The sequence below is a fragment of the Streptosporangium sp. NPDC002607 genome, from assembly GCF_053592655.1.
This window is the reverse complement of the sequence record NZ_JBSFWD010000113.1, coordinates 1-12,171: the sequence shown is the minus strand read 5'-3', so window position 1 is coordinate 12,171 and position 12,171 is coordinate 1. Positions and strand designations below refer to the sequence as shown.

Annotated in this window: 12 protein-coding genes; 1 reads left to right on the top strand and 11 read right to left on the bottom strand. The window is 70.4% G+C overall.

Annotation, left to right across the window (positions count from 1 at the left end):
- Nucleotides 1-323 precede the first annotated feature (323 nt).
- From ACWD3H_RS46835 to ACWD3H_RS46825, 3 genes are all read right to left on the bottom strand, one after another.
- Entirely contained in the window at nt 324-1,196 is an 873-nt protein-coding gene (locus tag ACWD3H_RS46835) for a hypothetical protein (RefSeq protein ID WP_451959683.1), read from the bottom strand.
- The gene (locus ACWD3H_RS46830; RefSeq protein ID WP_451959682.1) at nt 1,193-2,131 is read right to left on the bottom strand and encodes a macro domain-containing protein; all 939 of its coding nucleotides are present in this window, start codon (nt 2,129-2,131) and stop codon (nt 1,193-1,195) included. Before ACWD3H_RS46830 ends, ACWD3H_RS46835 begins: the two co-directional genes overlap by 4 nt.
- Before the next feature lie 84 nt (nt 2,132-2,215).
- Nucleotides 2,216-2,983: a nuclear transport factor 2 family protein gene (locus ACWD3H_RS46825; RefSeq protein ID WP_451959681.1), complete on the bottom strand. Its 768-nt coding sequence runs from the start codon at nt 2,981-2,983 to the stop codon at nt 2,216-2,218.
- A 252-nt stretch (nt 2,984-3,235) separates the two neighbouring features.
- Between ACWD3H_RS46825 and ACWD3H_RS46820 the strand changes: the two genes are divergently transcribed.
- Nucleotides 3,236-4,138, top strand: a complete 903-nt coding sequence (locus ACWD3H_RS46820; protein ID WP_451959680.1) for an AraC family transcriptional regulator — start codon at nt 3,236-3,238, stop codon at nt 4,136-4,138.
- Between the two features lie 198 nt (nt 4,139-4,336).
- Here the strand turns inward: ACWD3H_RS46820 and ACWD3H_RS46815 are convergent, their stop codons facing one another.
- Genes ACWD3H_RS46815 through ACWD3H_RS46780 form a run of 8 tightly spaced genes read right to left on the bottom strand, consistent with a single transcriptional unit; the run spans nt 4,337 to nt 11,856 of the window.
- Complete coding sequence (locus ACWD3H_RS46815; protein WP_451959679.1) at nt 4,337-5,800, bottom strand: benzaldehyde dehydrogenase; 1,464 nt, start codon at nt 5,798-5,800, stop codon at nt 4,337-4,339.
- 24 nt (nt 5,801-5,824) lie between these two features.
- Nucleotides 5,825-6,940: an NAD(P)-dependent alcohol dehydrogenase gene (locus ACWD3H_RS46810; RefSeq protein WP_451959678.1), complete on the bottom strand. Its 1,116-nt coding sequence runs from the start codon at nt 6,938-6,940 to the stop codon at nt 5,825-5,827.
- Between the two features lie 12 nt (nt 6,941-6,952).
- Nucleotides 6,953-7,171: a hypothetical protein gene (locus tag ACWD3H_RS46805; RefSeq protein ID WP_451959677.1), complete on the bottom strand. Its 219-nt coding sequence runs from the start codon at nt 7,169-7,171 to the stop codon at nt 6,953-6,955.
- Nucleotides 7,155-8,195, bottom strand: a complete 1,041-nt coding sequence (locus ACWD3H_RS46800) for a branched-chain amino acid ABC transporter permease (RefSeq protein ID WP_451959676.1) — start codon at nt 8,193-8,195, stop codon at nt 7,155-7,157. Before ACWD3H_RS46800 ends, ACWD3H_RS46805 begins: the two co-directional genes overlap by 17 nt.
- Entirely contained in the window at nt 8,192-9,058 is an 867-nt protein-coding gene (locus tag ACWD3H_RS46795) for a branched-chain amino acid ABC transporter permease (protein WP_451959675.1), read from the bottom strand. The genes ACWD3H_RS46800 and ACWD3H_RS46795 overlap by 4 nt, the downstream gene beginning before the upstream one ends.
- A 1-nt stretch (nt 9,059) precedes the next feature.
- Nucleotides 9,060-9,797, bottom strand: a complete 738-nt coding sequence (locus ACWD3H_RS46790; protein WP_451959674.1) for an ABC transporter ATP-binding protein — start codon at nt 9,795-9,797, stop codon at nt 9,060-9,062.
- Nucleotides 9,794-10,549 carry an ABC transporter ATP-binding protein gene (locus ACWD3H_RS46785; RefSeq protein ID WP_451959673.1) on the bottom strand — a complete coding sequence of 252 codons (756 nt, stop codon included), beginning with the start codon at nt 10,547-10,549 and terminating at the stop codon, nt 9,794-9,796. The genes ACWD3H_RS46790 and ACWD3H_RS46785 overlap by 4 nt, the downstream gene beginning before the upstream one ends.
- The gene (locus ACWD3H_RS46780; protein ID WP_451959672.1) at nt 10,549-11,856 is read right to left on the bottom strand and encodes an ABC transporter substrate-binding protein; all 1,308 of its coding nucleotides are present in this window, start codon (nt 11,854-11,856) and stop codon (nt 10,549-10,551) included. Before ACWD3H_RS46780 ends, ACWD3H_RS46785 begins: the two co-directional genes overlap by 1 nt.
- Nucleotides 11,857-12,171 lie beyond the last annotated feature (315 nt).

The following is a 12,171-nucleotide window of genomic DNA, read 5'->3' as shown; positions in this document are numbered from 1 at the left end:
ACCTGGTACGACGACACGCTCCCAACGCGGCGATCGCGTTCAACAGCACCCCGACGGATCCCTTCGACGCAGCCGCCCGCTGGATCGACACTCCCGGACCGACCGGTTCCGGCTGACCAGCGCGGCACCTGGCCAAAGCACACCCCGGCCGCCGGGCTTCGGGGCGAAGCACCACCGGACCGCCGGCTCTCACCGCGTCTGGATCACTTCTCGGGGTTCCTCCACGACAAGCACGACGTAGTACAAGCGGTAGTAGTACACCGTCGGCTGGATCAGGGCCGGATGTCGGGACAGGCATCCGGCACGGTCATCGCAGCCGGACCTCAGTGACCGGCCACGGCGGCCAGCAGGTCGCCGGCACCGGCGGCAATGCCCAGGGCCCGGCCGCCGGGTAGTGCCGGCACCTCGGGTTGGACGGGGTTGACGCGCAGCAGGCGGCCGTGCGCGCGGCTGCGGGCGATGCGCTCCATGGGCAGGCGGACGACGGTGGGGGTGTTGTAGCCGCTGCCGATGTCCAGGACGAGCAGGCGCTCGTCGGCCGGGCCGTCGTCCAGCCATGCCTGCAGCCGCCGACCGGCGGGCAGGTAGGGATCGGGGATGTACTCCGGCCCTTTGTGCACGTTGAGGAACACCTCCCCGCCGCAGTTGGGGCAGGCCGGGATGGCGGCGGGGTCGGTGACGCGGCCAGTGGCCGGATCGTAGGCGGCCAGTGCGGCATCGATGATCGGTTTGCTGGACCAGGTATCGCGGGCGCAGGGCCGTTCGCACTGATAGCGGCCGTAGTCGCCCTGCGGGGTGAAGATCCGGCCGGCGTCGAAGCCGTTACGGGAGAACAGCGCGTCGACGTTGGAGGTCATCACGAAGTGGTGCCGGTCGCCGACCAGGTCGCGCAGCCCCCGGTAGACGGGGTGCGGGCCGGGGCCGAAGCGGATGTCGGTCACGTGCACCGACCAGTATCCCCACAGCAGGTCGGGTGGCAGCCGCAGGCCGATGAGCTGGTAACGGGCCCGCAACCCGAGGCGGTGCAGGGCGGGGAACAGTTCGGCGAACCGCCGGGTGTCGGTGTAGTCGTAGCCTGCGGCGACGGACAGCCCGGCGCCGGCGCCGATGAGGACCCGGTCGGCCTCCCCGATCCAGGAACGCAGCGTGTCCGCGGCGGCGCGCAGGTCCGTCAGGGTGGGACCACCGTGCGTCATGATCGCCGGGTCCAGTCGGTGAGTGCCCGCAGGTAGGCGGTGTGGTCGTCGGCGCCGTAGACGTTGAAGACCACTCGGTCCAGGCGGCCTGGATGCGCTTCCATCCAATCGGCGACGGCGCCCAGGGCCACCCGTGCGGCCGCCGGCTTGGGATAGCCGAACACACCGGTGCTGATCCCGCAGAACGCCACCGTGCGGACACCGTCGACGGCGGCGGCCACCTCCAGGCAGGAACGGTAGGAACCGGCCAGATCGGCCGCGTGCCCGGCGCCCAGCGGGCCGTCAACGACGGGGCCGACGGTGTGCAGCACGTAGCGGGCGGGCAAGTGGTAGCCCCGGGTGATCTTCGCGGTGCCGGTCGGCTCGGGAGTGCCTTGCAGGGTCATGATGACCGCGCAGTCGTCGCGCATCCGAGGCCCGGCGGCGTTGTGGATGGCATTGTCGACGCACGGGTGCATTGGGCGGTAGCAGCCCAGCAGGGCACTGTTGGCGGCGTTGGCGATGGCGTCGGCGGCCAGGGTGGTGATGTCGCCTCGCCACAGTTCGGTACACCTGGCCGCCGGATAGGCCGTCCGCGGTACCTGCTCGGCGATGACCGGCAGCGTCGAGGCGTCGACCGATCCCCGCATCATGCGCTCACCGCCCAGCAGCGCGTCGAGTGGCGCCACGGCCGCTTCCGGCAGCGGGCCGGGGGCGCGGACGGTCAGCACCGCCCGCAGCAACCGGCGGCTGGTGCCATCATCCAGGTGCTCGGCTCGGCCGGGTGGCAGCCCGAGCCGCCCGGCTGCCGGATCGGTTTCCAGCAGCCCCAGCACGGTGCGGGCGAGCGTGCCGAGCCCTGCGGCCGGCGCGGGGACGGCGGCCGGGCGGAACGGCCGGTCGAGATCGATCGGCTGCCGGTAGCCGGCCAGGTCGAGCAGGCGACTGGTGGCCATGGGCGACTCCTGTGGAAGATGACGGGGCGGACGTACGCTGCCGTCCGCCCACGCACACCGCGGGGAAGGGACGGCAGGTTCGGGTCAGAACAGGCCGTTGCCGTGTCGCAGCTCGGCCGGAATGGGGGCGATGACGTCCCAGTGCTCGACGATCTTCCCGTTCTCCACCCGGAACAGGTCGTAGTAGGCGACCGGCACCCCGAACTCGCCCTCGGAGACCACCAGCACGAACTCGCCCTCGGCGATGACCTTGTGGATCTTCTTGTAGACCAGGTTCTTGCCCTGTTCGGCCCAACCGGCCGCGGCCGCGCCGAACCCGTCCAGACCGTCCCCCGCCTCGGGGTTGTGCTGGTTGTAGGTGTCGGTGGAGATGTAGTCGGTCAGCACCGTGTAGTCGGCACCGACGAGAACCTTTTCGGCGAACTCGCCGACCAGAGCGCGGCCGGCCTCGGTCGTGCCCGGCGTGGTGACCTCTGCCGGGCCGTCGGTCTGGGACCGGCCGGAGACCGTGGCAGGCACGACCGGGGCCAGGGCGTCCCAGTGCTCGGCGAGCTTGCCGTCCTCCACCCGGAAGATGTCGAAGGCGACCAGCGGCTGAGGTCCGAACCCATGGTAGACGCCGTGAAGGGCGACCAGGTCACCGTCTGCGATGACGCGAGCGCCCTCGTAGCGGAACTCCCGAGGCAGGTCCGCCACCAGCTGTCGCAGCGCCTCAGGGCCGTCGGCGATCAGAGCGCTGTGCTGGACATAGCCGGGGGCGACCCAGCGGTCTACGGCCGACGGGTCCTTGTCACCGAACAGCTGGCCGGCGGCCGCCAGCACGATGGCCTTGGCGTCGTTCGAGGTGGTCATGACATGTGCTCCCTGTCGATGGGGGATTGACGATCGTCGGTGGAGGCTCTTATCGGGGCTGCCGGATGCCCGAACAGCCGGGGACGGGATGCGACTCCCGTACCGGATGAAGGTCGCGGCGGGTGCCGAGGCGGACGCCAACCGCTTGTTTTACGGTCTTGCCTATAACCGTCACCGGTTCATTTCCGATACGCGGCGACACCTTCAAAACTAGGGACTGATCTGAGGTGATGGTGAGTACGCTGGTGACTGATGATGGTGAAAAATCGACACATCGCCAGGCGGAGGATCCCCGAGGTCGCCTTCGCCGCACCGGTCGGCACCCCTGCCACCATCGAGGTGATGTCGCTGGCCGATCTACGGACCCGTATCGACGGGCGACATCCGGGTCAGCCGCAGCGGCCCGCGTTCCACCACCTGCTGGCTCTCACCGGCGGCTCCTTGCGGCACATCGTCGACTTCACCGACTACGCCCTCACACCCGGGATGTGGCTCTGGCTCCGGCCCGGGCAGGTCCACCAGTGGGGTGACCTGACCCAGGCCGAGGGCACCTTGATCTTGTTCGAGCCGGACTTCCCCGATCCGGCCACCGCCGACATCGCTCGCCTGGACGACGTCCACACCTCGCCGGTGTGGACCGCGACCGGCGAGGACCTGCGGGCACTGACCGCCGCCACGGATCACCTGCGGCACGAGTTCAACGCCCTGGGACGGCTGCCCCTGGAGGCGCACATCGCCGCGCTCCGTCACCTGCTGGCCGTACTGCTGCTGCGTCTGACTCACCTGACCTCACCCGCCGGCGCCCTCGCCCCGGAGACGGAGGAGACCTACCTGCGCTTCCGCGACGCGGTGGAGCGCGGTTTTCCGCACAGCCACAAGGTGGAGGACTACGCCCGGGCACTGGGCTACTCACCGCGGACCCTCTCCCGCGCCACCTTGGCCACCGCCGGCATCGGCGCCAAGGAGTTCATCGACCGCCGCATCATCCTGGAGGCGAAACGTCTGCTGGCCCACGGCGACCAACCGGCCGCCCACATCGCTGCCCAACTCGGCTTCTCCAGCCCCACCAACTTCAGCAAGTACTTCCACCACCGCACCGGCACGACCCCGATCGCCTTCCGCACCGCCATACGCCGCCCGGCGCCCGAGCACTGACTCGTCAGCGATGCCTGCTACGGCCTGTCGCATCCTCCGCCGGCGCTCCCCACGGAAAGTAGTCAAATCACCACAAAGGGCCTACTCGCGAGCCTCACACATCGCCTCCAAACGGGCGGATACTCCTCCGCCGGAGGCCAGGCAGTGGCGCGGCACGCGGCCGGCCCGGATCCAGCCGGCCGTGTGGTGGGGAGGCCGTCAGAAGGGATAGCGCGCGGGCTCGCCGCGCATGGTGATCCAGCGGGTCTCGGTGAACGCCTCGATGTTCGCCGCGGCGCCCCCGAAGCGGGCCCCGGTGCCGGACGCCCGCACGCCGCCGAACGGCACGTTGGCCTCGTCGTTCACGGTCTGGTCGTTGATGTGCACGATGCCGGTGGGGATGCGTTCCGCGACGGCAAGCCCGTGCATCACGTCACGTGTCACGATGCCCAGCGAGAGCCCGTACTCGCCCGCCGCGGCAAGCTCGGCGGCCTCCTCGGCCGAGGACACACGGGTGACCGGCGCGACGGGACCGAACACCTCCTCGGCGAAGGCTGGCGCGGTGAGGGGGACGTCGGCCAGCACGGTCGGCCGGTAGAAGAGGTCGTCGTACGTTCCGCCGGACACCGGTTTCGCGCCCTGCTCCACGCTCGCCGTGACCATGCGGTGGATCTTGTCCCGCTGTCCCGCGTCGATGACCGGCCCCAGCGCGACCGCGCCGGACTTCGGGTCGCCCACCAGAAGCCCGCCGGCCTTCTCCGCGAGCCGTTCCACGAAGTCGTCGTACAGCCGCGCGGAGACCAGGTGACGCCCGGTCGTCATGCAGATCTGCCCCTGGTGGAAGAACGACCCCCAGGCGGCCAGGTTCACCGCCGCGTCCACGTCGGCGTCGTCGAGCACCAGCAGCGCGGAGTTCCCGCCGAGCTCCAGATGCGCCCGTTTCAGATGCCGCCCCGCCAGCTCGCCGATACGGCGGCCCACGGGGGTCGAGCCGGTGAACGAGATGACCCGGACGTTCGGGTCGGTGACCAGGGCCTCGCCGACATCGGCGCGGCCGGGCAGCATCTGCAGGACACCGGGCGGCAGGCCGGCCTCCTCGAAGACGCGCGCCATGAGCGTGCCGCCGGTGACTGCGGTGCGTGGGTCCGGCTTGAGGATGACGGCGTTGCCGAGGGCGAGCGCCGGGGCGACCGACCGGATGCCGAGAATGATCGGCACGTTGAACGGTGAGATCACCGCGACCACGCCCGCCGGCATCCGCCGCGCCATGGACAGCCGCGGCTGCTCCGACGGCAGGACCTCGCCGGTCGCCCGGCTCGGCAGCGAGGCCGCCTCGTAGCACTCCTCCGCCGCCACGTGTAGCGCGAACCCGGCCATCCCCGGGACCGCGCCGACCTCACGGATGTTCCAGTCGCTGATCTCCTCGGCGTGGCGTTGCCACAGGTCTCCGGCTCTGCGCAGGACGGCCGCGCGCGCGGTGTGCGGCATCGCCGCCCACTCCCGCTGGGCCCTGGTGGCCGTCTCCCCCGCCTCGGCGACGTCCTCGGGGGTCGCCAGCCCCATCCGGCTGAGTTTCTCACCGGTGGCCGGTTCGACGACCGCGTAGTCGCCTCCCCGCCCGGTGGTCCACACGCCGTTCTTGAAGATGTTCCCCTGCCAGTCGACGTCGTCGAGAAGTCCCACAGCGGGTGTCCTTTCCTGTTGTCCTCAGTGGCTCATGCGCAGGACGGGCTTGAGCACGTCGCCCTGGCGGCTGTCTCGCAGTGCTGTGTCGATGTCGGCCAGGTCGTAGAACCGCACCAGCCGGTCGAACGGGAAGCGTCCCTGGCGATGCAGTTCGACGAGGGTGCCGATGAGCGTCTCGCTGCGGCCACTGCCGCCCAGGGTGCCGACGACCCGCTTGCCCCACAGCGTCGACAGGTGGTCGAGGCCGAACTCCGCGCCCGCCGGCGCGCCGCCGATGAGGACGCAGGTCCCGAGCATTCCCACGCTGTCGGCCGCCTGGCGTACCACGGGGATGACGCCGGTGCACTCCATGGCGTAGTCGGCCGACCCGCCGCAGATCCGGCGCACCTCCGCCACCGGGTCGGCCTCGGAGACGTGGACGGTGTGGGTGGCGCCGAACTCCTCGGCCAGGGTGAGGCGGGCCGGGTGCCGGTCCACCGCGATGATCGTCGTGGCCGGGGAGAGCCGGGCGGCCATCACCGCGGCCAGCCCGACCGCGCCCACGCCGTACACCACGAGGCTCGACCCCGGGCCGGGCTTCAGCGTGTTGAACACCGCCCCCGCGCCCGTCGAGATGCCGCAGGCGAGCGGGCCGAGCAGGTCCAGCGGCGCGTCCCGGGGGACCACGACCAGGGCGTCGGCCCAGGTGAGCGAGTAGGTCGAGAACGACGATTGGCCGAAGAAGTGGCTGTGCACCGGTGAGCCGTCGGGGCGGCGCAGGGCGGTCTGCCCGGCGCGCGGGCCGAGCAGCCGCCCGCCTCCGCACAGGGCCTCCCCGAGGCGGGCGCAGTAGCGCGGCTCGCCGTCGCGGCAGTTGCGGCAGGCGCCGCACGACGGCCAGCCGATTACCACGTGGTCGCCCGGCCGCACCCGGGTGACGCCGTCGCCCACGGCCACGACCTCCCCCGCTCCCTCATGGCCGAGCACGCCGGGGAACGGCATCGGCAGGTCCCCGTGCCGGGTGATCTCGTCGGTGTGGCAGATTCCCGAGGCGACGATCTTCACCAGCGCCTCGCCCGGCCCGGGCCCGTCGAGATCGAGTTCTTCGATGCGGAACGGTCCGTGGAGCTCGTCGACGACGGCGGCGGTCACCTTCATGGCGTTCTTTCCTCAAGACTCGGGGGGACGTTGGGAGAAGACAGCGGCAGGGTCAGCCGCTCTACCGTGCGGACCGTCGGCGGCGAGCGCCGACGCCCACGCCCGGGCCTCGCCGGCCGTCACCGTCGCGTACGCGTTGAGCCACGACTCGGCGGGCGACAGCTCACCGCGGGCGATGACGGCCGAGGCGGCGGTCGCCGTACGAGCGACCGTCTCAACCGGAGACGACATCGGTGTCCCGCTTCCGGACGAAGTAGCCGACGGGGAACAGGCTCAGACCGGTCCTGCCACGCACCAGCCCCCACAACCCCCGCGGGAGCCGGAGCGCCGCCACGATGCCGATGGCGCCCAGGAGCACCAGGTACCAGGAGCCGTAGTCGGACAGCAACTGCTGCAGCCCGAAGAAGACGACCGCCCCGATCAGGGGACCTTCGATGGAGCCGATGCCGCCGATGACGACAATGAAGATCATGTACGCCGACCACTGCACGCTGAAGATGGCGTCGGGGTTGACGCTGAGCGAGCTCACCGTGATGACCCCGCCGGCCGCGCCGCAACCGATCGCCGAGACGAGGTAGACCACCTGCTTGGCCCGCCGTACGTCGATCCCGACGGAGCTCGCGGCGGTCTCCTCGTCGCGTACGGCCATGAGCGACAGGCCGAGCCTGCCCCGCAGCAACAGATAACATCCGGCGATCGTGGCCAGTGCCAGGACGAGCGCGGTCCAGTAGGTCAGCGCCCCGCGCAGGACCTGGTCGATGCCGGAGAGCCCGGTCAGGCCCTTGCCGCTACCGCCGCCGAGGCTGTCCACCCGTACGACCAGGAGCCGGTATACCTCGGCGATCACCCAGGTCCCGACGGCGAAGTAGTCGCCGCGCAGCCGGAAGGCCAGCCACGAGGTCGGCAGCGCAAAGACGGCGCAGGTGAGCGCGGCCAGCGGCACCGCGAGGTAGGGCTGCACGCCCAGGTCGGCGAGCGCGATGACGCTGTAGGCACCGATGCCGATGTAGGCCTGCTGCCCCACCGAGACCAGCCCGCCGAACCCGGCGAGCAGGTTCCACATGCCGGCCAGCGCGACCAGCACGAACAGGTTGACGAGGGTGTCGGTGACCGTGCTGAACACCAGGAACGGGAGCGCCGCGAGCACCGCGACGGCGATCAGCATCGCGACGGCCGACAGGTGGGAGGAACGGGCGGCGCGGCTCACGTCCACCGCCACCGCCGCGCGTGCGGTCAGCATCTGGGAGATGGTCATGCGGTCCGTCCTGCGAGCAGGCCCTGCGGCCGGAAAGCCAGCACGGCGAGGAAGACGAGGTGGCCGGCGAGCAGGGTCAGCGCGGGGTCGATCTGCGCCCCCAGGGACTGGGTGACGCCGAGGACGATGCCGCCGAGCAGTGTCCCCCACAGCGACCCGAGACCGCCGATGACGACCGCCTCGAAGGCGAAGATCAGCCGCGAGGGGCCGATCGCGGGGTCGAACGAGGAGCGGATCGCGAACATCAGGCCGGCCAGTGCGACGGTGGCGAACGCGATGGCGGTCGCGATGCCGTAGACGTGCCGGCTGTCGGCGCCCACCAGGTTCGCGGTCTCCCGGTCGTCGGACGAGGCGCGCAGCATCCGGCCAAGGCCGGTGCGCGACAGGAACAGCTGGATGCCGGCCAGGGCGAGGCAGGCCAGCAGGAAGGTCGTCAGCGAGAGGTAGCCGACGGAGATCGAGCCGCTGAGCTCGAACGAGCCCGTGGCGAAGGAGCCTCCGTCGAGGGTGCGGGTGTCCGCGGAGAAGATCTCCAGCAGGACGTTCTGGAGCACGATGGACAGGCCGAAGGTGACCAGCAGAGTCGCCAGCGGCCCCGCGGACAGGCTGCGTTGCAGCAGCACCCGCTGGGTGAGGTAGCCGAGCACGGCGAACAGCGGCACGGTCACGACCAGCACGAACCACAGGGGGAGCCCGGTTCCGCTGATCAGGGCCAGCGCCAGGAACGAGGCGACCACCGCGAGGTCGCCGTGTGCGAGGTTCACGATCCGCATGACGCCGAACATCACCGACAACCCGGTCGCGAACAGCGCGTAGAGCCCGCCGAGCAGCAGCCCCTGGATAACGGCGTTGAGCCAACCCATGTCAGTTTCGTCCCTTTCCTGCGGTCTCGGCCGGCGCCGCTCCGATCCCGAAATACGCGTGCTCGACCTGTTCCGAGGTCAGGTCCTGGGGACGTCCGTGCAGGACGGAGCGGCCTTCGAGCAGGCAGTGCAACCTGTCTGCCACCCGCAGGGCCTGGGAGACGTCCTGCTCGACGATCAACGCGGTGGTGCCGCCGGCGACGATGTCCGGGAGCACCTGGTAGATGCGGCGTACGATCACCGGCGCCAGGCCCAGCGACAGCTCGTCGATGAGCAGCAGGTCGGGGTTGGACAGCAGCGCCCTGCCGATGGCCACCGACTGCTGCTCGCCGCCCGACAGCTGTGCGGCGTTCTGCCTGCGCCGGTCGGCCATCCAGGGGAACAGCTCGTAGACCCGGGCCACGGTCCAGGGGCCGGGACGCCTGCGGTACGCCCCGGTCAGCAGGTTCTCCTCTACCGTGAGGGAGCGGAACAGCCGCCGCCCCTCCGGCACCAGGGCGATCCCCTCCGGCACGCGCCTGTACGCGGGGAAGCGGGTGATGTCGCGCCCCTTGAAGTGGATGCTCCCCGACGTCAGGGGATCGAGCCCGGCCAGGGCGCGCAGCAGCGTGGACTTGCCCGCGCCGTTGGCGCCGATGACCGCGAGCACCTCGCCCTTCTCCATGTCCAGGCTGAGGCCGTCCACGGCGCGGAGCTGGCCGTGGTGCACGGTGAGGTCGCGGATCGACAGCAGTGTCATGAGCCCTCCTCGTCGGTCAGGCCGGTCTCCGGGCCGCCGCCCAGGTAGAGCTCGCGTACCTTCGGATCGGTGAGCACCGCCATCGGCTCGCCGTCCGCGACCACGTCGCCGCCGGCCAGGCACACCATCCGGCCGACCGTCTTCACCAGCGCGTGCACGACGTGCTCGATCCAGACGATGCCGAGGCCCTCGGTGTGCAGCCGTTTCACCACCTCGACCAGTTCGACCACCTCCGGCTCGGTCAGCCCGCCGGCGACCTCGTCCAGCAGCAGCAGCCGGGGCGCGGTACCGATGGCGCGGGCCACCTCCAGACGCTTGCGCTGAAGCAGGGTGAGCCGTCCCGCGGGGGTGTTGGCGAGGTCGGCCAGGCCGGTGCCGTCGAGCACGTCCATGCTGTGCGTCCAGGCCTGCCTGCCCTTGAGCCCGGCGCCCTGGTGGGCGCAGACCAGCACGTTCTCGAACACGGTCAGGTGCTCGAAGGGCCGGGGCACCTGGTAGGTGCGGCCGACGCCGGCCCGGGTGCGGGCGTGCGGCGGTACGGCGGTGACCTCCCGCCCCCCGAACCACACCGCGCCGCTGTCGGGGCGCAGGTCACCGGAGATCATGGCGAACAGGCTGGACTTTCCGGCTCCGTTCGGCCCCACGATCCCGAGCGCCTCACCCGGCTGGACGGAAAGCGTCAGCTCCCTGGCGACGGTCACCTTGCCGAAGCTCTTGGTGACGCCGTCGAGGTGCAGCAGTGGCGAGGCCATCAGGCGTTGGTGGGCATCAGGTCGCCGCCGACGGGGACGTCCTTGTTCGCCGAGTTGTCGACGATGACGACGTCCCAGGGGAAGCGCTCGCCCTTGCGCCACTGACCGCCGACCGGGTGCTGGATGGCGATGCCCGGCTGCGGGCCCGCGGTGAAGTCGAGGTTCCCGCTCATGCAGTTGATCTTCATGCCACGCAGCTTGGCGGCCACCTCGTCGCGGTCCTTGGGGTCGCTCGCCTCCTTGAACGCCTGGACCGCGATCTCGAACAGGGAGTAGACCGAGCCGAGGGCCTGGGTCCACTGCTTGCCGGTGGCCGCGGCGAAGCCGTCGGCGAGCTGCCTGGCGCTCTTGCCGTCGACGGTGGAGGTGTACGGGTGGGCGGGGCTCCACCAGAAGTCGGTGGCGATGTTGTTCGCGAGCTCACCGAGGGCCTCGGCCTCCGAAGGGAACAGCATGACCTTCGCGACGGTGGCCAGCTTCGGCCGGAAGCCCTGCTGCCGGGCCTGCTTCCAGAAGGTCTGGAAGTCCGGGGGGATCGGGGTGCAGGTGAACAGCTCTGCGTCCGACTCCTTGAACTTCGCGATCTGCGCGGTGAAGTCGGTCGCGCCGCCCTGGTAGGCACCGCCGTCGACCACGGTGTAGCCGGCCTTCTCCATCATCGGGCCGAGCCCCCGGCGGAACGCGTTGGCGTCGGTGTCATTGGGCCACAGGGACGCCACGTTCTTGTTCGAGACGTCCATGCGCTCCCACATCGGGAAGAAGCAGTCGGCGAACTCCTGCATGCCGAAGAAGAACAGCGTCGTGTATTTGAAACCCTCGCCCGGCTTGCCGCCCCGGCCGTGGAACCACGCCTCCCACGGAGCGATCGTGGTGACGTTCGGGATGCCGTTGGCCTCGCACTGATCGGCCACGGGGTTGGTGGTGTCGGGCGTGGAGGAGCCGACGATGAGGTCGACCTTGTCGCTGTTGATCAGCTGCCGGGTGACCTCGGTGGCGCGATTGGGGTTCGACTGCGTGTCCTTGACGACGATCTCGAGCGTGCGCTTCTTGCCGCCGGAGGTGAACCCGTTCCGCAACGCCTCCTGGATCTGCTTGACCACGAAGTTGTCGGCGCTGGCGAAGCCGGCCAGCGGGCCCGTCTGAGGGCTGACATATCCGATCTTGAGCACGTCGGACGAGGAACCGCCCGTGCCCTTCAGCCCGCCGCAGGCGCTCACCAGCGAGCCGCCGCCGAGGGCCGCGGCACCGAGACCGACCGCCCTGAGGAAGGAACGGCGGCCCAGGCCGTCCATGGAGATGTCGCTCACGCCAAACTCCTTCTTTGACGGTGTCCGAGCGGAGGCGCTCTTTGTGGGACACCGCGTTGCTCTGTGTTGCCTTGGGGGGAACTCGTTCGGCCACCTCGCGGCTGGGAGACGGCACGGACATCCGGGTGGCGGAAAGTTGAGCCGACCGTACGGTCCCGTTAACACCAGAGCAACACTGTGTTCCGGAAGTTCGAACGCGATTTGTGTGTTTGGAACGACTTAGGTCCTGTCCTGCGGATCTTGCCGTAGCGAGGATCGGTCAGGTGGTGTCTCGCAAGGCGGAGGAGGGAGCCGCAGCGTGCTGCGGTGACCGAC